At 72.4% G+C, this 24,094-nt stretch carries 20 protein-coding genes; 10 read left to right on the forward strand and 10 right to left on the reverse strand.

What is annotated here, in order from left to right; translation table 11 throughout:
* Positions 1-42: 42 nt before the first annotated feature.
* The 3 genes from ACZ56L_RS01345 to zapE form a co-directional block, all read right to left on the reverse strand.
* Positions 43-1,488 (reverse strand): alkaline phosphatase PhoX, encoded by a 1,446-nt coding sequence (locus ACZ56L_RS01345; RefSeq protein ID WP_471060266.1) that lies wholly within the window; start codon positions 1,486-1,488, stop codon positions 43-45.
* A gap of 224 nt (positions 1,489-1,712) precedes the next feature.
* Positions 1,713-2,141, reverse strand: coding sequence for an OsmC family protein (locus tag ACZ56L_RS01350; RefSeq protein WP_345217695.1), 429 nt, complete (start codon positions 2,139-2,141; stop codon positions 1,713-1,715).
* A 48-nt stretch (positions 2,142-2,189) separates the two neighbouring features.
* Positions 2,190-3,299, reverse strand: coding sequence for a cell division protein ZapE (zapE, locus tag ACZ56L_RS01355; protein WP_401758460.1), 1,110 nt, complete (start codon positions 3,297-3,299; stop codon positions 2,190-2,192).
* Between the two features lie 36 nt (positions 3,300-3,335).
* Here zapE and ACZ56L_RS01360 point away from each other — a divergent pair, with 36 nt between their 5' ends.
* The 4 genes from ACZ56L_RS01360 to msrB all read left to right on the forward strand — a co-directional run bounded on the left by ACZ56L_RS01360 (position 3,336) and on the right by msrB (position 6,830).
* Positions 3,336-4,211, forward strand: coding sequence for a pyrimidine reductase family protein (locus ACZ56L_RS01360; RefSeq protein ID WP_471060269.1), 876 nt, complete (start codon positions 3,336-3,338; stop codon positions 4,209-4,211).
* 217 nt (positions 4,212-4,428) lie between these two features.
* Complete coding sequence (locus ACZ56L_RS01365) at positions 4,429-4,899, forward strand: indole-3-glycerol phosphate synthase (protein WP_345217700.1); 471 nt, start codon at positions 4,429-4,431, stop codon at positions 4,897-4,899.
* 102 nt (positions 4,900-5,001) lie between these two features.
* Entirely contained in the window at positions 5,002-6,408 is a 1,407-nt protein-coding gene (gene murC, locus ACZ56L_RS01370) for a UDP-N-acetylmuramate--L-alanine ligase (protein WP_471060272.1), read from the forward strand.
* A gap of 14 nt (positions 6,409-6,422) precedes the next feature.
* Positions 6,423-6,830: a peptide-methionine (R)-S-oxide reductase MsrB gene (gene msrB, locus ACZ56L_RS01375; RefSeq protein WP_345217703.1), complete on the forward strand. Its 408-nt coding sequence runs from the start codon at positions 6,423-6,425 to the stop codon at positions 6,828-6,830.
* A 4-nt stretch (positions 6,831-6,834) separates the two neighbouring features.
* Here msrB and ACZ56L_RS01380 read toward each other — a convergent pair whose 3' ends face one another.
* A complete protein-coding gene (locus tag ACZ56L_RS01380; protein ID WP_471060275.1) occupies positions 6,835-7,533 on the reverse strand; it encodes a YczE/YyaS/YitT family protein in 699 nt (232 codons plus the stop codon).
* 66 nt (positions 7,534-7,599) lie between these two features.
* Entirely contained in the window at positions 7,600-9,360 is a 1,761-nt protein-coding gene (locus ACZ56L_RS01385) for an amidohydrolase family protein (protein WP_471060278.1), read from the reverse strand.
* Positions 9,361-9,569: 209 nt separating this feature from the next.
* Between ACZ56L_RS01385 and ACZ56L_RS01390 the strand changes: the two genes are divergently transcribed.
* The 4 genes from ACZ56L_RS01390 (at position 9,570) to ACZ56L_RS01405 (ending at position 13,237) form a co-directional block, all read left to right on the forward strand.
* Entirely contained in the window at positions 9,570-10,484 is a 915-nt protein-coding gene (locus ACZ56L_RS01390) for a LysR family transcriptional regulator (RefSeq protein ID WP_471060280.1), read from the forward strand.
* Positions 10,485-10,935: 451 nt separating this feature from the next.
* Positions 10,936-11,703 (forward strand): LamB/YcsF family protein, encoded by a 768-nt coding sequence (locus ACZ56L_RS01395; protein ID WP_471060283.1) that lies wholly within the window; start codon positions 10,936-10,938, stop codon positions 11,701-11,703.
* Between the two features lie 50 nt (positions 11,704-11,753).
* Complete coding sequence (locus ACZ56L_RS01400; RefSeq protein WP_471060286.1) at positions 11,754-12,368, forward strand: 5-oxoprolinase subunit B family protein; 615 nt, start codon at positions 11,754-11,756, stop codon at positions 12,366-12,368.
* A complete protein-coding gene (locus ACZ56L_RS01405; RefSeq protein WP_471060289.1) occupies positions 12,365-13,237 on the forward strand; it encodes a 5-oxoprolinase subunit C family protein in 873 nt (290 codons plus the stop codon). Before ACZ56L_RS01400 ends, ACZ56L_RS01405 begins: the two co-directional genes overlap by 4 nt.
* Positions 13,238-13,328: 91 nt before the next feature.
* Here the strand turns inward: ACZ56L_RS01405 and ACZ56L_RS01410 are convergent, their stop codons facing one another.
* Complete coding sequence (locus ACZ56L_RS01410) at positions 13,329-13,451, reverse strand: hypothetical protein (RefSeq protein ID WP_471060292.1); 123 nt, start codon at positions 13,449-13,451, stop codon at positions 13,329-13,331.
* A gap of 126 nt (positions 13,452-13,577) precedes the next feature.
* Positions 13,578-15,833: a GTPase-associated protein 1-related protein gene (locus ACZ56L_RS01415; RefSeq protein WP_471060295.1), complete on the reverse strand. Its 2,256-nt coding sequence runs from the start codon at positions 15,831-15,833 to the stop codon at positions 13,578-13,580.
* Positions 15,834-16,181: 348 nt separating this feature from the next.
* Here ACZ56L_RS01415 and ACZ56L_RS01420 point away from each other — a divergent pair, with 348 nt between their 5' ends.
* Entirely contained in the window at positions 16,182-17,117 is a 936-nt protein-coding gene (locus tag ACZ56L_RS01420) for an NAD(P)-dependent oxidoreductase (RefSeq protein WP_471060298.1), read from the forward strand.
* A gap of 114 nt (positions 17,118-17,231) precedes the next feature.
* Positions 17,232-17,789: a chloramphenicol phosphotransferase CPT gene (cpt, locus tag ACZ56L_RS01425; RefSeq protein WP_471060301.1), complete on the forward strand. Its 558-nt coding sequence runs from the start codon at positions 17,232-17,234 to the stop codon at positions 17,787-17,789.
* Between the two features lie 473 nt (positions 17,790-18,262).
* On the opposite strand, the gene ACZ56L_RS01430 is transcribed toward cpt, so the two are convergent.
* From ACZ56L_RS01430 to ACZ56L_RS01440, 3 genes are all read right to left on the reverse strand, one after another.
* Positions 18,263-21,292 carry an alpha-mannosidase gene (locus ACZ56L_RS01430; RefSeq protein ID WP_471060303.1) on the reverse strand — a complete coding sequence of 1,010 codons (3,030 nt, stop codon included), beginning with the start codon at positions 21,290-21,292 and terminating at the stop codon, positions 18,263-18,265.
* A 535-nt stretch (positions 21,293-21,827) separates the two neighbouring features.
* Positions 21,828-23,114 (reverse strand): glycoside hydrolase 5 family protein, encoded by a 1,287-nt coding sequence (locus tag ACZ56L_RS01435; protein ID WP_471060306.1) that lies wholly within the window; start codon positions 23,112-23,114, stop codon positions 21,828-21,830.
* A gap of 60 nt (positions 23,115-23,174) precedes the next feature.
* Positions 23,175-23,987, reverse strand: a complete 813-nt coding sequence (locus ACZ56L_RS01440; RefSeq protein ID WP_380836622.1) for a carbohydrate ABC transporter permease — start codon at positions 23,985-23,987, stop codon at positions 23,175-23,177.
* Positions 23,988-24,094 lie beyond the last annotated feature (107 nt).

Here is a 24,094-nt window from a genome sequence, read left to right on the forward strand (position 1 = left end):
CGGGAGCGGGCGCACCGGCCCGCCCGCCCCCGGCCCCTCGGGTCAGTCGTCCCAGGGTCCCGTCACCGCGAACGTCGTCCCGGGGGTGTAGCAGTTCACGTACATCGTCGACTCGTCCGGCGAGAAGGTGACCCCGGCGAACTCGCCCCACTCGGGCGCCTCGGGCGTGCCGATGTTCTGCCGGTTGCGGGCCATCGGGTAGACCTGGCCCCGGCGGCTCAGACCGAACACGTGCTGCGCGCCGTCCCCGTCCTCGCACACCATCAGGCCGCCGCTCGGCGCGAGACAGATGTTGTCCGGGTACTCACCGGGCAGCCGGTGGTCGGTGTCCGGGCCGAAGACCACCACCAGGGTGAGCCGGCGCCGGTTCGGCTCGTACTTCCAGACCTGCCCGAAGTGGTCCTTGAGCGAGCCCTCCTTGGTCCTGGCGTAGCTGGAGACGAAGTAGACGGCGTTGTCGCCCCAGTAGCAGCCCTCCAGCTTCTGGGCGTGGGTGATGCCCTTCTTGCCGAAGTCCTGGAGCCGGACGGGGGTCTGCTCGGCGAGCGGGTCCGGCACCGGCACCCACTCCACCCCGCCGAAGCTGCGGCCGGCCTCGTGGACGGCGGAGAGGTCCGGCACGCCGGGGACCCGCATGGCCTCCAGCGCGCCGCCCGCCCGCAGCGAGTTCACGCCGCCGCAGGGCTTCTCGGGCAGGAAGCGGTAGAAGAGGCCGAAGGGGAACGCGAAGGCGTCCTCCGTCTCGTACACGATGCCGCTCTTCGGGTCGACGGCGATCGCCTCGTGCTGGAAGCGGCCCATCGCGGTCAGCGGGACCGCGCCGGTGCGGTGCGGGTCGGCGGGGTCCACCTCGAAGATGAAGCCGTGGTCCTTGGTGTACCCGGCGGTCCCGGCCTTGTCCTCGTTCTCCTCGCAGGTGAGCCAGGTACCCCAGGGGGTGGGCCCGCCCGCGCAGTTGACGGCCGTGCCGGCGATGCCGACGCGCTCCTCCAGGACGTTGCCGCGGCCGTCCAGGGTGAGCGAGGTGCAGCCGCCCTTGGCGGCCGGGTCGTAGGTCAGGCCCTTGACGGTGGGCACGCCGTACCGCGCGCTCTGCCGGTTCTCGTGGTTGCGGACCAGGTGGACGCGGCCGCGGCGGCCCCGGAGCGCCGTCATGCCGTCGTGGTTGCCGGGCACCGGGCCCTCGCCGGATCTGAGCGGCTCGCCCTCGCGGGAGAGGACCCGGTAGTGGAAGCCCCGGGGGAGGTCGAGCAGGCCCTCGGGGTCGGGCACCAGCGGCCCGTATCCCGCGCGGTGCCGGCCCCCGCCGCCGCGCGGTCCGGCCAGGGCCGTACCCGCGAAGACTTCGGAGAGGGCCCCGGTGAAGGCGATGCCCGCACCCAACGCGCCCGTGCGGGCGAGGACCTGGCGTCGTGAGGCGTCGGCGGCCGGGGGCTTTTCGGACGCCGGAGACGTGCCGGGCGTCGGGGACTTCTCGGTTGCTGACATGAGGCAACTCCCTGCTGGCGGACAGGAATGTGACCCGCACGTGTGTATCACGCAACCGGTGACACGTGAACCATGCGGGCCACAACTCCCCGCCGGACGCCCGGAGTCACCCGAAAACACCCTTGGATCAGCAGACGCCCGGAGTCACCCGGAGGCACCACTGGATCAGAGGGCGCCCGAAGTCACCCGGACACGCCCCGGGATTCCGGACACGCCCCGGGACCTCAGACCAGCTTGGCGTCCAGCGTGATGTTCTTGACGCCCGCGAGCGCCTGGCTGACCGGGCAGTTGGCCTTGGCGTTCTCGGCGGCCTCCTGGAAGCCCGCCTCGTCCAGACCCGGGACCTCGCCCTCCACAGTGAGGTGGATGCCGGTGATGCCCTCGCCCGGCTGGAAGGTCACCGCGGCGGCGGTGCTGATCCGGGTCGGGGTGTGACCGGCGCCGGACAGGCCGTGCGAGAGGGCCATCGAGAAGCAGGACGAGTGGGCGGCGGCGATCAGCTCCTCGGGGCTGGTCTTTCCGTTCGCCTCCTCGGCGCGCGACGGCCAGGACACGGCGTAGCTGCCGACCCGGGAGGAGTCGAGGGAGACGGTGCCCTCGCCCTCCATGAGGCTGCCGGTCCAGTCGGTGTGCGCGTTACGGGTGGTGGCCATGGTGAAACCCTTCGCAGATTCGCAGAAATGACGGACAACACCCAGAACCTACTGCGCCACCAGCCCCTTCGCGTCCCGCGCCAGGGCCGTCAGCCGGGAGATCGCCCGGAAGTACTTCTTCCGGTAGCCGCCGTTCAGCATCTCGTCACTGAAGAGCCTGTCGAAGGGCACCCCGGACGCGAGCACCGGCACCTCGCGGTCGTACAGCCGGTCCGCCAGCACCACGAGCCGCAGCGCCGTCGACTGGTCGGGCACCGGGGTCACCCCGGTCAGGCAGACGGCCCGCAGGTCGTCGGTGAGCGCCCCGTACCGGCTCGGGTGCACCTTGGCCAGGTGGTCCAGCAGCTCCGGGAAGGCGTCCAGGCTGGCGCCCTCCGTGGCGTGCGCGGCCCGCGTGACCTGCTCGTCGGTGTACGGAGGCGGCGCTTCCGGCAGGCCCCGGTGGCGGTAGTCCTCGCCGTCGATGCGCAGCGGGCGGAAGTGCGCGGACAGGCCCTGGATCTCCCGCAGGAAGTCCGCGGCGGCGAACCGGCCCTCGCCCAGCTTGCCGGGCAGGGTGTTGGAGGTGGCGGCGAGCGCGACCCCGCTCTCGACCAGGCGGCTGAGCAGCGAGGACACCAGCACGGTGTCGCCCGGGTCGTCCAGCTCGAACTCGTCGATGCACAGCAGCCGGTGCCCGCTCAGGGTCGCCACCGTCTGCTGGAAGCCGAGCGCGCCGACCAGGTTCGTCAGCTCCACGAACGTGCCGAAGGCCTTGAGCTGCGGCTCGGCGGGCGTCGCGTGCCAGAGCGAGGCCAGCAGGTGCGTCTTGCCGACGCCGTAGCCGCCGTCCAGGTACACCCCGCGCGGCCCGGTGGCCTTCGCCGGGGCCTTCTTGCCGAACCAGCGCCGCTTCCCGGCCGACGGCGCGGACCCGAGCCCCGCCGCGAAGGCGCTCAGCACCCGGACCGCCTCGGGCTGGCTCGGCTGCTTCGGGTCGGGGATGTACGTATCGAACCGTACGGAGTCGAAGCGCGGCGGCGGCACCATCTCGGCCACCAGCCGGTCGGCCGGGACGTGCGGCTCGCGGGCGGACAGCGAGAGGGGGGCCGCGTCGGCTATGGGGCTGCCGGGGCCCTGAGCGGCGGATTTCGACGGAGACGGCTGTGAGGACGACACAACCGTCCACTCTATGTGCCGTGCCAGACTGCCCCCATGCGACGCCTGTTCCCTGTGACCGACGAAACATCCCGCGCTGCGGCGGAAGCGCTGGCGGAAGCTTCCGTGGAAGCGCCGACGGACGCCATGGCGGAAGCGCCGGCGCGGACCTCGGCGGAAGTCCCGGAGGAAGTCCCGGCGGCCGGGACCTGGAGCCTGGACGCACTGGCCGACGCCTACGCGTACCCCACCGGGCCGGACGTCTGGCTGCGCGCCAACATGGTCTCCACGCTGGACGGTGCGGCCCAGCACGACGGCCGCTCCCAGCCGATCTCCTCCGACACCGACATGCGGATCTTCGGCACCCTGCGGGCGCTGGCCGACGTGATCGTGGTGGGTGCGGAAACGGTACGGCAGGAGGGCTACCGGCCCGCCCGCGCCCGGGACGCCTTCGCCGCCCGCCGGAAGGCCGCGGGCCAGGGCCCGGCCCCCGCCGTCGCCGTGGTCAGCGCGAGCCTGGACCTGGACTTCGCCCTGCCGCTCTTCACCGAGCCCCTCGTCCCGACCCTGGTGCTGACCGGCGCCACTGCCCCTCCGGAACGGGTGCGCGCGGCCCGCGCGGCGGGGGCCGAGGTGCTGGTCGCCGGGGACGGCGCCGGGGTGGAGACGGGCAGGGCGGTACGGGTCCTGGCCGAGCGGGGCCTGAAACGCCAGCTCACCGAGGGCGGGCCCAGGCTGCTGGCCCAGTTCGTCGCGGACGGCGTGCTGGACGAGCTGTGCCTGACCCTGTCCCCGATGCTCACCTCCGGGCACGCCCAGCGGATCGCGGACGGGCCGGGGCTCGCGGTTCCGGATCGTTTCGTCCTGGCGTCGATTCTGGAAGAGGCCGGGTTCCTGTTCACCCAGTACCGTCGGAAACAGCGTCACATGTGATCATTTGCCACAGGCCGACAAACGGTGGAATTTGTCGTTCCGCTTTAGCCCGGGTGGGCACACTTAACCCCAGCGGTTCCCGTGCCCGCGCGGGGAACGATGGTTTCCGCGAGGTTTCGCGCCGGCCGGAGCGCGCAGACGTACAGGTCAGGCGTACAGACCCAGGCGTACAGACCCACTGGCGTACAGGGCCAGAGAAGGAGAAAGGGCGCCCGACATGTTCACGAGCGTATTGATGATCGAGAAGCCCCTCACCGCGGCCGACGTGGAGTTCGTCACGACCCTGCACGGGGAGGAGCAGGTCTCGTTCGTGGTGCTGATGCAACCACGGGGCGATCAGGCCGACGTCCTGCTGAGAGCCATTGACGACGTGGCGATGGGCGAACTGGACGAGGCGGTCCGCGAGGGCGACGAGCCCGAGGGCGAGGACGCCCGGCCGATCGCCGAGCGGGGCCTCGCGGTCTCCCTCACGGCACTGCGCGCCACGGGCAGCGAGGCGGTGGGCCGGGTGGTCGAGGACCACCCGCTGGACCTGCTGAAGTCCGTCGTCGACGAGACGGGCGCGGACGAGGTGATCGTCCTGACCGCACCGCACTACGTGGAGGAGTTCTTCCACCGCGACTGGGCGTCCAGGGCGCGTCACAAGGTCGGCGTCCCGGTGCTCAAGCTCTTCTCGCACAGCGAATAGGGTGGGGCTGCCTTCCGCCGAGAAGGCCGCAAGCGGCTTGCACGAAGTCCGCAAGACGACCGCCTGACGACCGCAAGACGACCGAAACGTACGGAGAACCGCATGGCACCCGGCATTCCCACCGCCCTGGACCGACCGCACTTCATCGGCATCGGCGGCGCCGGAATGTCGGGCATCGCCAAGATCCTCGCCCAGCGCGGCGCGAAGGTCGCGGGCAGCGACGCCAAGGAGTCCGGCACCGCCGAGGCCCTGCGCGAACTGGGCGCCACCGTGCACATCGGCCACGCGGCCGGCAACCTCGCGGACGACGCCACCGCCGTCGTGGTGTCGTCCGCGATCCGGGCCGACAACCCGGAACTGGTCCGCGCCGCCGAGCTGGGCATCCCCGTCGTCCACCGCTCCGACGCGCTCGCCTCCCTGATGGACGGCCTGCGCGCCATCGCCGTCGCGGGCACCCACGGCAAGACGACCACGACCTCCATGCTCGCGGTCGCCCTCACCGACATGGGCCTGGACCCCTCGTACGCCATCGGCGGCGACCTGGCCGGGCCCGGCACGAACGCCCTGCACGGCGAGGGCGACATCTTCGTCGCCGAGGCCGACGAGAGCGACCGCAGCTTCCAGAAGTACGACCCCCAGGTCGCGATCGTCCTCAACGTCGAACTCGACCACCACGCGAACTACGCCTCGATGGACGAGATCTACGAGTCCTTCGAGACCTTCGCCCGCAAGATCGTCCCGGGCGGCACGCTGGTCGTCAACGCCGACCAGGAGGGCGCGGTCGAACTCGCCCAGCGCCTGCGGGGCGAGGAACTGCTCAACATCGTCACCTACGGCGACTCCGCCCAGGCCGACGTCCGCGTCCACAAGATCACCCCGCGCGGCCTGTCCAGCGAGGTCACCGTCCTCCTGAACGGCAAGTTCCTCACCTTCACGGTCTCCGTCCCCGGCGCCCACTACGCCCACAACGCGGTCGCCGCGCTCGCCGCGGGCGTCGCCCTCGGCCTCCCGGCGCACAACCTGGCCTCCGCCCTCGGCACGTACACGGGCGTCAAGCGCCGCCTCCAGCTCAAGGGCGAGGAGCAGGGCGTGCAGGTCATCGACTCGTACGCGCACCACCCGACCGAGATGACCGCCGACCTGGAGGCCATGCGGGGCGCGGCGGTCGACGCCCGCCTCCTCGTGGTCTTCCAGCCCCACCTCTTCTCCCGCACCCAGGAACTCGGCCAGGAGATGGGCGAGGCCCTCGCCCTCGCCGACGCCTCGGTGGTCCTGGACATCTACCCGGCCCGCGAGGACCCGGTCGAGGGCGTCACCAGCGCCCTGATCATCGACGCGGCGAAGGCGGCGGGCGCGGAGGTGACGGCCGTCTCCGACATGTCCGCGGTCCCCGACGTGATCGCGGGAATGTCCCGGCCCGGTGACCTGGTTCTCACCATGGGCGCGGGCGACGTGACGGACCTGGGCCCGCGGATCCTGGCCCGCCTGGCGAGCCCGGCCGACAAGTAAGGGGACTCAAGGTCATGCCGTACGACATCGAAAAGCCCGACGAGCAGTGGCGCGAGGAACTGACCCCCGCCGAGTACGCGGTCCTGCGCCGGGCCGGCACGGAACCGGCCTTCGTCGGCGAGTACACCGACACGAAGACGACGGGCGTCTACTCCTGCCGCGCCTGCGGCGCCGAGCTGTTCCGCTCCGACACCAAGTTCGAGTCGCACTGCGGCTGGCCGTCCTTCTACGACCCGAAGGACACCGACGCGGTCGAGCTCGTCTCCGACACCTCGCACGGCATGGTCCGCACCGAGGTCCGCTGCGCGCGCTGCGGCTCGCACCTGGGCCACGTCTTCGAGGGCGAGGGCTACCCGACCCCGACCGACCAGCGCTACTGCATCAACTCGATCTCCCTGCGGCTGACGCCCGACGAGGGGTGACCGCTCACCCCCGGTCCGTACGTTCGCGGCGCGGCCGCAACCGGTGGAAGAGGAAGAAGTAGAGCCGTACGTACTGTCCGACGAGGACGCCGTTGATGACGGTGCCCTCGCGGACGAAGTGCGGTGCGCCGAGGCAGATCAGGCCGACCGCCACCGAGACGACGAGCAGGGTGCAGTCGAAGGCCGTCTTGATGTTGCCCCACTTCCAGCCCTTCCGCCGGAAGACGGTATTGACGAACATGTCGACCGGCATGAGGACCAGGTTGGCGCGGATCATCAGGAACAGGCCGAAGGCCAGCAGCGCGTCCGCGAAGACCAGGAGCGCGAACCTGGCGGCGTAGGCGTCCGGCACGATCCACTGCGTCAGCCTCAGGTTCAGGTCGAGGAACGTGGCCAGGGCGAGGGCCGGGACCAGCGACAGGAAGTTCCTGAGCCGGAAGGCCTTCGGCATGACCAGGTAGGTCAGCGCGAGCATGACGAGTTCGAGCAGGAAGTTGAACGTCCCCTGGCTCATCCCGGGAAACACCAGGGTCATGGTGCGGGTGAGGCTGCTCTGCGGCGAGATGCCGATGCCGGCCCTGATGGCGAGGTTGACGCCCAGCGTCAGCAGGTAGATGCCGGCCGCGTAGGTGATCCACCGCCGCGGCAGACCTCCGGTGTCGACGACTCCGACTTCCTGTTCGTGCCGTTCGTGCTGCAACACGGGCTTCTCCTGTGTCTGCTGACCGGATGGGGAGGCGGTGTCTGCTGACCGGACGGGAGGCGTTCGTCAGATCATGAACCCGAAGCGGTCGAGCGAGATGAAGAGCGTCAAGAGCTTGTTGACGACCGGTTCGCCCTCGTTGTGGTGGCCCAGCTTCTCCAGTTCCGCGTCGATCGAGCGGGTCGCGGCGAGGAGTTCGGACAGGTTCATGTCGGCCATGACGCCGTAGATGTCCAGCGCCAGCTCGGCCCTCACCTGTCCGCCCTCGGTCACCAGGCAACCGCCGACGCGGGCGTCCAGCCCGGTGAGGCTGTCGTGCATCTCGGTGCTGTCGGAGCCGACGGCCACGAAGTAGGCGCGGGGCGCCGGCCAGAACGTCGAGACCGCGCCGCGGGAGATCGACACGCCCCTGAAGAGGCCGTTGACCACGTGGCGCTCGCCGTCCGCGTACCGCTGCACGACCGAGATCCGGTTGAGCGGTTCGCCGTCCAGTTCCGGGACGACCGCGCCGTCCCGGAAGGGCACCCAGACCTCCTGGGCGAACTTGAGGTGGCCGCGCCCGTACACGTCGAAGAGCAGGACCTTGGCCCGGCTTCCGTCGGCGGAGACCTCGGTCGGGGTGAGGTCGAGCTGCCCGGGGGACAGGCCGGCGAGCCCGGGGCGGGGCTCCTGCACCATGCCGGAGTAGTCCAGTTCGGCGGCCTTGAGGAGCCTGCGGTCCCGGGCGACGAGTTCGCCGCCCTTGAACACGTACAGCGGATTGATCCGGGAGAGGCTGTCGGTCAGCACGATGTCGGCGAACCGGCCGGGGGCGAGGGAGCCGAACTCGTTGTCCATCCCGAAGGAGCGGGCCGCGTAGAGCGTGCCCATCTTGATGGCGTGGATCGGGTTCATGCCCATCTCGACGGCCAGGGAGATCACCCAGTCGATGTGGCCCCTGGTCAGGACGCGGTCGACGGAGATGTTGTCGGCGCACAACTGGAAGTTCTCGGCCGGCCAGCGGCGTTTCACGAGGGCGCGCAGCATCGTCCTGATGACCTCGGGGCTGCCCACGCCGAACTTGATCTGGGTGCGCAGGCCGTAGCGGACGCTCTTCTCGATGTCGTCCTCGTTCCAGACGTCGTGGTTGTTGTGCGCGCCGATCGCGGGCAGGTAGTTGAGGAGCATGTCCGGCAGCGCGGTCACGCCCCAATGGCTGTTCACCCAGCCGCCGTTGGCGCGGCCCAGGGCCGCCCTGCGGAAGTCGTCGTCGTTGCCGGTCATGTACGAGAGGTGGGCGAGCTCGCCGAGGCCGATCACCGGGTCCATCTTCAGCATGGCCTCGGTGACCTCGACCGAGGTCTTCTTGCCCGGTGCGAAGGCGTAGATCCGGTAGGGCAGCTTCTCGTGGTCCCGGAACAGGGCGCGGACCGCCTCGACCGCCTCGTCACCGGCCGCGCTCGCGAAGTCCAGGGTCTCGGCGAAGATGGTCGTCGTGCCGCTCGGCACGATCGCCTCGCCGAAGGCGGCGGGGTGCGCGAGCTGGGCGTCGAAGTGCAGGTGCGCGTCGATGAGTCCGGGGATGGCATACAGGCCCTGCCCGTCGAACACCTCCCGGGGCCGGACGACGGACTCGTCGGGGTCCAACGCGATGATGCGTCCGCCGTGCACGAGAATCGACCCCTGGAACACCGTCTCGCTGTGCACGTCCAGAATGCTCAGATTCCGCAGCAGGAGATCGGCTTCCCGCTCGCCGTGCAGAATGCCGAACACCGTCCGGACGTGTTCGTCGTGAAGGGGAACGGAATGCGCGATGTCCGTCCGGTTGTCCCTGTGCGCCTGCACCATGATGTCCTCGCCTCGTCGTTGGTCTGCTGTGTGCCGTCGTCCGCCACCGCGCATTCATCGCCGACCGCGGACCGCCGATCGCCGTGCGGGAGACGGAAATGCCTTGTGTGCGGTGAGGACATGAAAGGGCAGGCGACTGTTGCTGACAAGCAGCCGTTTTCGCACGGACCGTGCGCTTTTTGTGTACGGTCGGGCTCGGGGAGGCCGACATGCTGCACTCACGCCTGCTGCTCTACATCGACGAGGTGGCGCGCTGCGGATCCATCCGGGCGGCGGGGGCCCGGCTGCACGTCGCGCCGTCGGCCATCAACCGCCAACTCCTGCTGCTGGAGAAGGAGTTGGGGGAGAAGCTGTTCGAGCGCATGCCGCGCGGGATGCGGCTGACGCCCGCCGGTGAGGTGCTTCTCGCGCACGCCCGGCGGACCATGCGGGACTACCGCGAGGCAGTGAGCGCGATGCGCGACCTGCACGCGCTGCCCAGCGGGGAGGTGGCGATCGCCACGATGACCGGGCTGGCCAGCGGTGTGGTCGCCGCCGCGACGGCGAGTTTCCGCGCCCGTTATCCCGAGGTGCGGATCTCGATCCGGGTGATGTCGAGCCACGACATCCTGCGGGCCGTGCAGAACGGCGAGGCCGACCTCGGCCTGGGATTCAACGTCCCGCCCTCCCCGCAACTGGAAACCTGCTGGCAACTGGCCACCCGCCTCGGAGCGGTGCTCGCCCCGACCCACCCCCTGGCTCCCATGGAAGCCATTCCGCTGGCGCGGTGTGCGGCCCATCCCCTCGTTTTCGCGGACCGCTCGATGACGATTCACGGAATCATCGCCGACACCTTCAACGAGGCCGGAATCAAGGTCGAGCCGGCGTTCCGCACCAATTCCATCGAGACGATGAAAAAGCTCGCCGTCTCGGGCGACGCCATCGCCTTTCTCAGCAAATTCGACATGGCCGAGGAGCGGCAGAGCGGAATCCTGGTGTTCCGGCCGGTACGCGACCGGGCGTTCAGCAACAACATCCTCGCCCTCGTCCGCCGCGAAGGCCATGGCCACGGCCCGGCCGGGCTGCTGTTCGCGGAGGAGGTGCTGGGAACGCTGGAATCGGTGGTCAGGGGGCCGGTGGGGTGAGGCTGGTCGCTGCGGCCCCCTCGGAGAGATGAGGTGGAGTGGGGCCCCTGTTCCCCTGCCGTCCACCGGACGACGGCGGGCGACGGCGGGCGGGGTTGGCACATTGCGGGCCGTGTCCTCATGCGGGTCGAAGGTGAAGCGCTCGACAGGATCGGGCGTCGTCTCCGTTTCTTGAGAGCGAGTTGCCGCAGCCGTGGGTGGGGAGCGTCCGCGTATCTCAGCAGGTCCGTTCGGAGGTGTGCGGTGCGGTGTCCATGCCCGGGATCTTGGCGCAGGGGATGTGGGTCGGGTACGGGTGCTTGTGGGCCGAGGACAGTAAGGTATTGCTCAACAATCCGACGATTCGGCGGAGTACGGGAACGCGGGGCGGCACGCACGGAGTTGAAGGGCGCCGCAGCGCATCCCGACGTCTCGTTCTCGACACCCTCACGGCACTCGCGGAGGACGCACCATGACCGACAAGCCCGGCGTCATCGATCTGAACGCCGATCTCGGGGAGGGGTTCGGGCGGTGGACCCTTACGGATGACGAAGCCCTGCTCGCCGTGGTGACCAGTGCGAACGTCGCCTGTGGGTTTCATGCCGGTGATCCCGTGACCATGCGCCGGGTGTGCGAGACGGCCGTCGCGCGAGGGGTGCGGATCGGGGCGCAGGTGTCGTACCGGGATCTGGCGGGCTTCGGGCGGCGGGCGATGGATGTTCCGGCGGAGGAGTTGGCCGCCGAAGTCGCCTATCAGGTAGGGGCGTTGGACGTGTTCGCGCGGGCCGCCGGGGGCCGGGTCGCGTACGTCAAGCCGCACGGTGCGCTCTACAACCGCACCGTGCACGACGCCGAGCAGGCTGCCGCGGTCGTGGCCGGTGTGCGGCTGGCGGGTGGGCTGCCCGTGCTCGGGCTGCCCGGGTCGCGGCTTCTGGCGGCGGCGGAGGAAGCCGGACTCCCGGCCGTCAGCGAGGCGTTCGCGGACCGGGCGTACACCGCGCGGGGGGCGCTGGTTCCGCGCGGGGAGCCGGGGGCGGTGGTCCATGATCCGGACGCGGTCGTCGCCCGGGCCCTGGCGATGGCCACCGAGCACGCGGTCACCGCCCTGAGCGGCGAGAGGGTTTCCGTTCGGGCCCGGTCCCTGTGCCTGCACGGGGACACCCCGGGGGCGGCGGGGCTGGCCGTGCGGGTGCGGGACGAACTGGTGCGTGCGGGAGTGGAGTTGGGGGCTTTCGCGTGAGGGGAGGAGTGCGTGGGGGTGGAGCTGGAGGTGGTGCTTCGCCCCTTCAGGTGTTTGCCGTCGGGCGCCGGGCCCTCCTCGTCGAGCTCGGCGACCTCGCCCATGCCCAGGCCCTGCACGCCGAGGTGCTGCGGCGGCGGGCCGCCGGGACCCTGCCCGCCGTGCGGGACGTCGTGCCGGCCGCGCGGACCGTTCTGCTCGACGGGGTCGAGGACCCGAAGGGGCTCGCGGCCGAGATCCGGGCGTGGGAGATCCCGCCGCTCACCGCTGGCGCGGGACCGCTGATCGAGATCCCGGTCCGGTACGACGGGCCCGATCTGGCGGAGGTCGCCGGGCTCTGGGGAGTGCCCGTCGGGCGGGTCCCGGCGATCGTCGGCGGGCTCGAACTCCGGGTCGCCTTCTGCGGGTTCGCCCCGGGCTTCGGCTACCTCGGCGGGCTGCCCGAGGAGCTGCGTCTGCCGCGCCGGGCCACCCCGCGCACCGCCGTGCCCGCCGGGTCCGTCGCCCTCGCGGGCGAGTACGCGGGCATCTACCCCCGCTCGTCCCCCGGCGGCTGGCAACTCGTCGGGTCCACCGACGCCGTCCTGTGGGACCCCCGCCGCGAACCGGCCGCCCTGCTCGCCCCCGGCACCCGGGTGCGCTTCACCGAGGAGCCCCGCACGTGAACACCGCCGCCGTCCTCGACGTCGTACGGGCCGGAGCCCTCACCACCGTCCAGGACGAGGGGCGTCCGGGCCACGCCCACCTGGGGGTGCCGCGTTCCGGCGCCCTGGACGTCCCCGCCCACCGGCTGGCCAACCGGCTCGTCGGCAACCCCGCCCGCGCCGCCGCCACCCTGGAGACCACGCTCGACGGCGTCGCCCTCCGCCCCCGTACCCCTGTGATCGTCGCGGTCACCGGCGCGCCCGCCCCGGTGCGCGTCGACGGGCGGCCCGTCGCGTGGGGGGCGCCGGTGCGCGTTCCGGCCGGGGCCGTCCTCGACGTCGGGCGTGCGACGGACGGGCTCCGTTCGTACGTGGCGGTGGCGGGCGGCGTCGACGTCGAGCCCGTGCTCGGCAGCCGGGCCACCGACCTGCTCTCCGGACTCGGGCCCGCCCCGCTCGTGGACGGTGCTGAACTGCCGCTGGGCGCGGCCCGCTTCACCCCGCCCGCCCCGGACGCCGCCTCGTTCCGGGCGCCGCCCCGCGAGCTCGTCCTGCCGTTGTTCCTCGGCCCCCGCCACGACTGGTTCACCCCCGAGTCGCTGCGGACCCTCGCCGGGGGCGGCCATCGCGTCTCCCCGGCCGCGAACCGTATCGGCCTGCGTACCGAGGGGCCCGCCCTCACCCGTGCCAAGGGGGACGAACTGCCCAGCGAGGGAATGGTGTTGGGGGCCGTCCAGGTGCCCCCGGACGGCCTTCCGGTCGTCTTCCTCGCCGATCACCCGGTGACGGGCGGCTACCCGGTGGTCGGTGTCGTCCCCGAGCGGTGCCTCGCGGCGGCCGCCCAGGCGGTCCCCGGCACCCCGGTCCGCTTCACGGTGCGGGACGCCTGACGGCTGTCGCGTACCCCATCCCCGTCGCCCCCGGAGGGCGGCCGCCGGCCGGGCCGCCGTTCCCGCACTCCCGCTGTCACGGGCAGGCCGCTCAGCCGCCCGGTCCCGCGCGCGCCGGCGGGGTCTCGGGCGGGGGCGCGGTCTCCTGGGCGTGGCCGCGCAGGGCGAGCAGGTAGCCCGCCTGGAAACGGCTGTCGGCGCCGAGCTCGGCCATGAGCCGACCGGTACGAGAGCGGGGCGTTTCCCAGCGCGGTGTCAGTGCCCGGCGGGGGCGTGCGGCCGGTGCAGGCGCTTGCGCGGGGGGCGGCACCCGGGTGGGCCGTGGGCGGGAGGGCGCCGGTCAGCGGCGGCCGAAGCGGCGGGCCAGGCGGCCCAGGGTCCCCCCTGGCCTGTGCCACGCGCGGAAGTCCGCCGCATGCGTCCCGCCGGAACGGTCCAAGTGGTCCAGGAGAGAGGCGATCTCACGACTCGTCATGTGTTGCAGCGCCGGTCGCAGCACCTCCTCCAGCAGGGCGCCCCGCGTCTCGTCCCACACCCCGCTCGCCCCCACATGCGACGTCCACGCCACGAAGCAGTCCGCCGCGTAGGAGGGCGCGGTCCGCAGCCGGTCCAGGAGCGGGGCCGTGCGGGCCGCCGCCCCGTACGCACCGATCAGGTCGGCGTCCCCCGACCGGGCGAGCGCCGACAGCTCGCCCACCGGACGCTGTTCCGCCAACAGGTCCCGCGCCACCAGCCCGAACGTCCGCCGGAGGACGGTCGGCTCCACCGGGTGCGCCGCCGATCTCAGCGTGAGCGCGGTGGCCACCGGCCCCGCTCCCGCCCGCCCCTCGGCGAGGGACTCCGCGAACTCCAGCATCCGCAGCGCCCCCAGTTGCCGCGCGTCGATCTCGTGCGGGAAGCACCGGATCAGGTCGGCGGCCAGCGGCGTCACGTCGGGGTCGTCCGCCGGACCCTCCAGCGCGGCCCGGATCAGCTCCGGATAGGTCCCCGCCGTGCGGTGTGCGTCCGAGCCGGTCTCGCCGAGGATCCACCGGGCCTCCTGCGGCGTGGGCAGCAGGTTCTCGGGCCACACCAGCCGGAATCCGGTCCGCAGCACCAGGGGTTCGACCATCGGCGACACCCCGGCCGCTCGCAGCACCGTGTGCAGCGTGGACTCCCGGTCCTCGTCGGAGCCCTGCCGGGAAGCCCCCGGCAGCGGGTAGGCGGCGCACATCCGCAGGTGGGGCAGCCCGTCCGGGACGCCCCGCACCAGGTCCGCCGTGTGCAGCAGCCGCACCACCGAGAAGGGGTTGTCCGGAGCCAGGCCGTCGAGGTGGAAGAGGAGTTGGGCGTGCAGGTCCGTGTGGCGGTCCAGGGCCTCGCGGACCGCCGCGCTGCGGGCCCGCTCCGGATCGGCGAGGAGTTCGTGGGCGAGCTGACGCGCCAACTCCGGTACGGCGGTCGGGTTGTCGTCCTCCGCCGCGAAGAGCGCCGCCAGCGGGGCCAGGATCTCGGTCGGCACCTTGCCGTCGACGCGCTCGGCGAGGCGTGCCAGGGCATCGAGTTCGCCGTCCGGGCGGGGCCCGGGGACCGGCGCGCAGAGGGCTCCGACCAGGGCCGGCCAGTCGGAGGCGCTGAGCCCGTCCGCGTGCTGCTCGGCCCACCGGGCGGCAGCCGTCCGCCCCCGCGAGTCCAACGGCACCCCGGCGCTCAGCGCGGTCGCGGCGAGCGGTCCCTCCTCGAACTCCCCGTTGGAGAGCGAGGGTTGGGCGGCGGCGCGCTTGAACAGCTCGGGCCGCCCCGCCCGCCACACCTGCGCGGCCACCGCGGCCCACGCGTCGTCGCCGCCGCGGGCCGGCCCCGCACCCGTATCGGGGGAGTCCGGCCCCGCACCCGTACCGGAAACGGCCGGCCCCCCGCCCGCAACGGACGGGACGGACCCCGCGCCCGTGACCGACGGGCCGGAATCGCAGCGGTGGACGCGGAATCCCGCCGTCGGGAACACCACGTCCGGCGACGTGCCGATGATCTGCTGGAGCGCGTGCTCCGGGCGTTCGGCGTACGTCGTGAAGGTCAGCCCGTGCGCGTGCTCCCGCGGCAGGGCCGCCCCCACCACCGCCACCCAGCGCGCGATGTCCGCCGGGTCCTGTGCCACCAGGACCACCGGCTGCGCGCCCGGGTCCTCGCACAGGGCGCGCACATCGGCCAGCACGCCCGCCAGCCGCTCCCCGCACGCCGCCGCGAAGGCTGCGAGCCCCTCCCGGTCGAAGAAACCGGCGGCCGGGGTGAGCAGGTCGAGCGGCTCGGGTGTGCTCCCCGGCGCGGGCGCGACGGGCGCCCAGCGCGGCGAGTCCCACGCGGTGACGGGCAGTGCGCCGCCCGGCAGGCGCTCCCCGGCGGGCAGGTGGACGGCGTGGGTGTGCGCCGCGCCGGACTCCGGGTCCGTCGTCGTACGGCTCAACAGGCGGCTGCCGTCGGACATTTGGGTGAGCGAGAAGGCCGGGGCGGGGAACGCCGCGAGGACCTCCTCCGCCTCGTCGAGCAGCTCGCGGGGGACGTCGGGGCTGACCGCCGTGAACCCGGCGGCCGAGGTGTAGTGAAGCTGGGCCAGGCTCATGCGGGTCGCTCGCTCCCTTGGTGCGGTGGGTGGGACGACGGTGGTGTCGTGCCGGGCGTACCTCGACAGGGACGTCGTACCGGCGGACCTCCATGATCACTCGTCCCTGCGACGGACCCATACCAGCAGATCCCGGCGCTGCTTGCTGCGCTTTGCGGGATTTTCATGCCCGTAAGGGAGCGGAAACGGTCCGGGACGGCCCGGCCGCGCTCGTGGGCCGCCTCCGCCTGCCGCCGGCGGCCCGTCCCGCCCCCGCCGGTGTCCCCGGGGTGCGGAGGTACGAGAATTCTCGAACCCGTCACGTGTGAACCCATGTCTGAACCCCACGTCTGAACCCAGGAGTCCGCCATGACCACCCCCCGGCCGGTCGTCGCCGTCCTCGGCACCGGAATCATCGGCGCCCCCGTCGCCCGCAACCTCGCCCGGGGCGGCTTCACCGTCCGCGCCTGGAACCGCACCCGCGCCAAGGCCGACGCGCTCGCCGCCGACGGCGTGCACGTCGCCGACACCCCGGCCGACGCGGTCGACGGGGCCGATGTCGTCCTCACCGTCCTCAACGACGGCCCCCGCGTCCTGGAAGCCGTCCGTGCCGCCGCCCCGAAGCTGACCGCCGGCACGGTCTGGGTGCAGGTCAGTACGGTCGGCGAGGACATCGACGCGATCGCCGCGCACGCCGCCGAGGCAGGGCTCGTCCTCGTCGACGCCCCCGTGCTGGGCACCCGCCGGCCCGCCGAACTCGGCGAGCTGACCGTCCTCGCGGCGGGACCCGAGTCCGTACGGGAGACGGTCCAGCCGCTCTTCGACACCATCGGCTCGCGCACCGTGTGGGTCGGCGAGGACGGCGCCGAAGGCCGGTCCAGCCGTCTCAAGCTGGTCCTCAACACCTGGGTCGTCGCCCTCACCAACGGCGTAGGCGAGGCCCTCTCGCTCGCCAAGGGGCTCGACGTCGACCCGAAGCTCTTCCTGGACGCCATCACCGGCGGGCCGCTCGACAGCGGGTACCTCCAGGGCAAGTCCGGGGCCATCCTGACCGGCGACTTCACCCCCAGCTTCAGCGTCGACAACGCGGAGAAGGACGCGCGGCTCGCCGCCGAGGCCGCCCGCCGCACCGGCCTGCGCCTGGACGGCATCGAGGCGGCCCGCGACCGCTTCGCGCGCGCGTCCGCGCAGGGGCACGGCGGGGAGGACATGGCCGCCGTGTACTTCGCGAGCTTCGAGGGGGAGGGGACGGCCGGGGACCCCGACGGGCCCGGCCGTTCCGCGGACGCCGGGCCGCATGCCTGATCCCGGGGTGGGGGGTGGCCCGGAAGCCCGGGTGGCGGAACGGCCGACCACCCCCGGGGCGGGGCGGGCGGAACTGCCTGGCGGCGGTCTTCCGGGGCCCCTACCGTGGCGTGCATGACGACGCAGATGATCGTGCTCAACGGTGGTTCCAGCTCAGGGAAGACGGGCATCGTCCGCTGCCTGCAAGCGGTGCTGCCCGATCCCTGGCTGGCCGTCGGCACGGACGTGTTCGTCGATCTGCTGCCGCTGTCGATGTGCGAGCCCGAGGCGGAGGGGGCGGGTTCGGGCAAGGGGCTGGTGATCGCCGCCGACGGGACGGTGACCGTGGGGGAGGAGTTCCTGCGGTTGCAGGACGCGTGGGTCGCCGGCGTCGTGGCGATGGCGCGGGCCGGGGCCCGGGTGATCGTGGACGAGGTGTTCCTCGGCGGCGGGGCCGGCCAGGAGCGCTGGCAGAAGGCGCTCGGCGGGGACGTCGAGGTGCTGTGGGTCGGCGTACGGTGCGACGCGGAGGTGGCGACGGGGCGGGAGATCGCCCGCGGTGACCGGGTGCCGGGGATGGCCGCCGGGCAGGCGGGACAGGTGCACCGGGGGATGCGGTACGACCTGGAGGTCGACACCACGCACAGCGAGTCGCTGGAGTGCGCGCGGCGTATCGCGGCGCACGTGAAGTGAGGGGGCGGGGGCGGGGCGGCCGGCCCCGGTCCGGGCCCTGCACCCGGAGTGCTCGGCCGGCCGGGCGCGGGGCACAGGGAGGGCGGAGGTCCCCCCCCGGCACCGGGTGCCGGTGAGTCGCCGCGCATCTCCATCACCCGGGTACCTGAGCTCCGCGACACCTGTCCCTTCCGGTGCCGGGGGCAGAGGAGCCGCCGCGCACCTCCCCTGCCCGCACTCTTGGGGACCTCAACCCCGCGTCATCCCCAGCCCTCCGCCGCCGGGTGCCGATGAGCGGCTCGCACATCCACCACCCCACGGGTACCGGAGCCCTACGTCACGCGTGACCTCCGTGGCGCCGGGTGCCGACCAGCCGCCCGGCGCCTCCACCTCCCCCGGGGGGCCTCATTCCCGTGTCACGCGCAGCCCCCCCCGGCACCGGATGCCGATCAGCCGCGTCGCACCTTCGCCTCCCGCCCCCCCCGGGGAGGACCTCAGTCCCGTCCCACCCGCAGCGTCAGGATCTGGAACGGTCGCAGGGACACCTCCACCTCGCCCCCGGCGCCGAGCGCATACGTCCCCGCCTCCGGCAGCGCCCGCTCCAGCAGGTCCGTCTCCGTGACGGACGACGCCGGGAAGTCCACGGTCAGCGTTCCCGTCGCCCGTCCGCCCGCCGACTCGTAGAGCCGTACGACCACGTCCCCGCTTCCGTCCTCCGCCAGCTTCACCGCCTCCACGACGATCCGCTCGTCGGAGACGCGGAACAGCGGCGCGACCTCCGCGCCGGAACCGGACACCGTCCGTTCCGGAAGGTTGATCCAGTGGCCCTCGCGGACCGCGTCCGTCACCGAGGCCCCGGGCGCGAGCGCGAAGCGCAGCCGGTGGGAGCCCTGGTCCGTCTCCGGGTCCGGATAGCGCGGAGCCCTGAGCAGGGAGAGGCGGACGGTCGTGGTCTGGCCGCCGTCCTCCCGTACGTCACGCGTCACGTCGTGCCCGTACGTCGAGTCGTTGACCAGCGCCGCGCCCCACCCCGGCTCCTCCACCTGGATCCACCGGTGCGCGCAGATCTCGAACTTGGCCGCCTCCCAGGAGGTGTTGGTGTGCGTCGCCCGGAAGACGTGCCCGAACTGCGTCTCCGCCGCCGACCGGTCCGCCTTCACGTCCAGCGGGAACGCCGCCTTCAGGAACTTCTCCGTCTCGTGCCACTCCACGTCCGTCTCGATGTCGAGCACCTTCGCCCCGGCCCGCAGGGCGAGCCGCTGGACGACCGTCGACGCGCCGAAGGAGCGCGACACCGTGACCGCCGCCAGGTCCTCGCCGGACGCGGTGAGTTCGAGGGAGTCGACCGCCGTCAGGTCCGTCACGTTGTGGCGGTAGAACTCGTCGATGTCCCACGCGTCCCACATGTTCGGGAAGTCAGGGTGCACCTGGAGGAGGTTGGCCGCCAGGCCCGGCGCGACGGCCTCCCGACCGCTCTCGACGTCGTACGCCGACACGACCAGCCCGCGCCCGTCGATCACGACGCGCAGCCGCCCGTTCGCCAGCTCGAAGCCGCCGTCGCGGGCGGTCGCCGTGACCGCACGGGCCGTACGCGCCGGAACGGCCGCAGCTCCCATCGCCGCCACCGTGTTCCGCTCGTGCGGGGCCGAGTTGAAGACCAGGGGAGCCGAGCCCTCGCCCGCGAGCGCCGTCTGCGCGGTCAGCGTGATCGCCTCCAGCTCCGCCCGCACCCGCGCGTACGTCTCCCGCGCCTCCCGGTGCACCCAGGCGATCGACGAACCCGGCAGGATGTCGTGGAACTGGTGCAGCAGCACCGTCTTCCAGATCCGCTCCAAGTCCGCCCGCGGGTAGGCGAACCCGGGCACGCGGACCGCCGCCGTCGCCGACCACAGCTCCGCCTCGCGCAGCAGCGACTCGCTGTGCCGGTTGCCCTGCTTGGTCTTCGCCTGCGAGGTGTACGTCCCCCGGTGCAGCTCCAGGTACAGCTCGCCCGCCCACACCGGCGCGTCCGGGTACTCCGCCTCCGCCTTGGCGAAGAAGGCCGACGGCTTCTCCACCGTCACCCTCGGCGAGCCCTCCAGGTCCCGCAGCCGCTCCGCCCGCGCCAGCATCTCGCGGGTGGGGCCGCCGCCGCCGTCGCCCCAGCCGAAGGGGGCCAGCGAGCGCGAACCCCGGCCCTTCTCACGGTAGTTGCGGGCCGCGTGCGCCATCTGCTCGCCGCCCAGGTCCGAGTTGTACGTGTCCACCGGCGGGAAGTGCGTGAAGACGCGCGTCCCGTCGATGCCCTCCCACCAGAAGGTGTGGTGCGGGAACGTGTTCACCTGGGACCACGAGATCTTCTGCGTCAGGAACCACTTCGACCCGGACAGCTTCACCAACTGCGGCATCGCGGCGGTGTATCCGAAGGAGTCCGGCAGCCAGACCTCGTTGGTCTCGATGCCGAACTCGTCCAGGAAGAACTTCTTGCCGTAGAGGAACTGGCGCGCCATCGCCTCCCCGCCGACCATGTTGGTGTCCGACTCCACCCACATGCCGCCCACCGGTACGAACTGCCCGTCCGCGATCTTCTTCTTGACCTTCGCGAACACCTCCGGCCGGTGTTCCTTGATCCAGGCGAGCTGCTGCGCCTGCGACATCGCGAACACGAACTCCGGGTGGTCGTCCATGAGGTTGACCATGTTGGACGACGTCCGCGCCACCTTGCGCACCGTCTCGCGCAGCGGCCACAGCCAGGCCGAGTCGATGTGCGCGTGCCCGACCGCGCTGATCCGGTGCGCGGAGCGCGAGGCGGGCGAGGCCAGTACCTCGGCCAGTTCGGCGCGGGCGCGGGCGGCGGTGCCCGCGACGTCCGTCAGGTCGACCGCGTCCAGACAGCGCTCGACGGCGCGCAGGATCTCCCAGCGCCGGGCGTCGTCCTCGGAGAGGTTGCGCATCAGGGAGTCCAGGACCTCCAAGTCCTGGACCAGCTCCCAGACTTCGGTCTCGAAGACCGTCAGGTCCATCCGCTCGATGCGGTACAGCGGGTCCTGGCGTGCCGTCAGGCGGTCGCCCTCGTACGTCGGGGCGTGGTCGACCAGGATCGGGTTCGAGGACGCCTCGACGTAGAGCAGCACTTCCTCGCCGCCCGTCACCCGGTCCCCGCCGATCCGCACCCAGTCGTTGCGCGGATTGAGCGCCTTCACGGCCTCGCCGTCGAGGCGGTAGACCAGGCCCTCGCACTGGAAGCCCGGCATGTTGCGGTCGAAGCCCAGGTCGATGACGGCCTCGACGGTCTTCCCCGCCCACTCGGCGGGCACCCGCCCGGTCACCCGGAACCAGGTCGTGCCCCATGCCGGCCCCCACGGCTCACCGGCCGCAGCCGGACCGTACTCGGCGGCCAGCCCCTCCGCCACGGGCACCGGCTCGCCCGGTGCCTCCCAGCGTTCGACGGTGAGCGGGAGGGGCTGGGTGTGGACGGCGGGGCGGATGCGGTCGCGCAGTACGCGCTGGAGGCGGTGTTCCACGATGCTGCGGTCGTCGTGCATGGGGGTACTCCGTAGGTGATCGAGGGGGAGGGGTGGTGCCCCTTTAGGGGCGCGGGGAACTGCGCGCCCAGCCACGACGCTCCTGCACGGAACCGTGCGCCTGGCTGCGCGGCGAGCGCTTTAGGGAAAGGGGCGGGTCCGGGGCCTCTCTGCCCGAGCCGGGCGGGGCTGAGGCGTCCGGTGCCGGGGCTGAGCTCACGGCCTGGGCGGGGTTGCGCGTCCGGCACAGGTGCTCGGGCAGGGGCGGCACCCGGGTGGGCCGGGAGCGGGAGGGGCCGCCCCCTTGCCCGCCCGTTCCGCCCCCTTGGGGCGGCCCCGTCGCCCAAGGGAGCGGGGGTGGCAGGGCGGCTGCGACGCCCAAGGGAGCGGGGGTGGCAGGGCGGCTGCGACGCCCAAGGGGACGGGGGCGGGAGGGCGGCTGCGACGCCCGAGGGGACGCGGGCGGCAGGGTGGCTGCGATGGGCAAGGGGACGGGGGGCAAGGAAGCGAAAGTGAAGGGGAGTCGAAGCGGGCGAGGGTGCTTCGGGGGAGCAGGTCACGGGGAAGCGAGACGCGTGCGGCCCGGCACGTCCGGCACCCGGAGCAGCTCCTCGATGCCCCGTTCCGCCAGATACCCCCCGTCCCCCGCCCGTTCCGCCAGCACCACGCCCGCCCGTACCCCCTCCGCGGCCAACCGCCCCCACGCCTCGAAGAAGTCCCCACCGGGCGCGCACACCTCCCGGCCCGGGGCCGTCTCCGCGTCCCCCGCGTCGAGCACCAGCGCGGTCGTCCTGCGCACGGGGGCGGGAGCCGTGCCCGCCCGCACCCGCGCCGCCATGTCCCCGAGCGCCTTGCCCTGCGGCTTCACCACCCGGTCCGAGGTGAGCAGCCCGAGCCCGTACTCCAGCTCGGGGAAGTCCGCCAACGACCGCGACACGTCGTGCGAACACCACCAGGTGACCCCGTACACGTCCTCACAGCTCAAGACGTTCTCCACGGTCTCCGTCACGAACTCCGCCGCGTGCTCCGCCGGTATCAGCGGCGCAGGGGCCCCCACCTCCTGGAGCCACACCGGCCGGCCCGCCGGCGCCCACGCGCGCGACAGCTCGACCAGGTACTCCGCGAGGTGGACCGTCGCCGCCCCCGTCCGCCCGTGCCGCTGCGCCGTCCCGTTGAACACCCACGAGTGGATCGTGGTGATGTCCCCGAGCCGCGAGGCATGCGCCGGGGTGAAGGGGTGCCCGGGCTGGAACCACACCGCGTCGTACTCCGAGTGGGTGTGCAGCTTCCCTGGCGCTCCGCGCTCGCACGCGGCGAGCAGCCGCTCCAGCCACCGTCCCGCCTGCTCGTACGTGCACGGATCGGGGTCCGGATGCGGCCGGTCGGAGAACTGGTTGACCTCGTTGCCGAGCGTCATGCCGATGAAGTTCGGCCGGCCGGCCAAGGACGACGCGAGCGTCTCCACGTACCGTGCCTCCGCCTCCACCACCTCCGGGTCCGTGAACATGTTCCGCCGGTGCCACGTCGTCAGCCACGACGGTACGAAGTCGAAGCTCGACAGGTGTCCCTGGAGGGCGTCCACCGCGACGTCGAGCCCTCGCTCGCCCGCCGCGTCCACCACCTGTCCGAGCTGCTCGACGGCCCGCCCCCGAATCAACGACCGGTTCGGCTGGAACAGCGGCCACAGCGCGAAGACCCGCACGTGGTCGAGCCCCAGCTCCGCCAGGGAGTCGAAGTCGCGCCGCACGTCGTCGAGTTCGAAGTCCAGCCAGTGATGGAACCAGCCCACCGACGGCGTGTAGTTGGCCCCGAAGCGCGGGCGCGGAGGTACGGCGGCGTTCATCTGCGGAATCCCCATTTCACGTGCGCGGAACGGAAGTTCGGAGAAGGAAGGAGGGGCGGGTCAGGTTTTGATCGCGCCCTCTCCGACCCCCCGGAAGAAGTACCGCTGCAACGCGAAGAACAGCAGCAGCATCGGCAGCAGCGCGGCCATCGCCCCGGCGGCGATCAGCCGCTGGTCATTGACCGTGGTGGCCCCGGCCAGCGTCTTCAGCCCGAGCTGCAAGGTGTAGTTGTCGCTGTCCGTCAGCACGATCAGCGGCCAGAGGAAGTCGTCCCAGGCCCCCATGAAGCTGGTGATGCAGACCACCGCGAGCGCGCCCTTGGCGCTCGGTACGAACACCCGCCGGAACCGCTGCCACTCGTTGGCCCCGTCCAGCACGGCCGCCTCCTCCACCTCCTTCGGCACGGCGAGGAAGGCGGCCCGCATGATCATCAGGTTCAGCACCGACACGGCGCCGGGCAGCCACACACCCACCAGGGTGTCCACCAGACCCATCTCCCGCACCGTCAGGAACATCGAGATCATCACGGACTCGAACGGGAACATCAGCGTCGCGATCAGCACGGTGAACACCGTCTTGCGCCCCCGCCACCCGGCCCGCGACAGCGCGTACCCGCCCATCGCCGCGAACAGGCAGTTGGAGGTGATGGCCAGCGCGGCGACGACCAGCGTGTTCCCGACGTACTGGAACAGCGGGAACGCCTCCGCGACGCGCGTGTAGTTGTCGAGTGTGGGGTCGCTGGGCAGCACCCCCTCGTACACGTTCTCGCCACGGCCCTTGAGCGAGGTCAGGAACTGCCAGACGATCGGCCCGACCAGCACCACCAGCATCAGACACAGCGTCAGGTACCGGCCGGACAGGCCGACGATCACCCGCCTGCTGTACCGCTTCGGCTTCCGGGCGCCGGCGGCCCGCTCCTCCGGGCCGGCCCCCGCGAAGGCCTGCGTGCCGGCCTCCGCGGCGGCCTGTGCGACAGCCT

It is taken from the genome of Streptomyces sp. NPDC039736 (assembly GCF_055596485.1).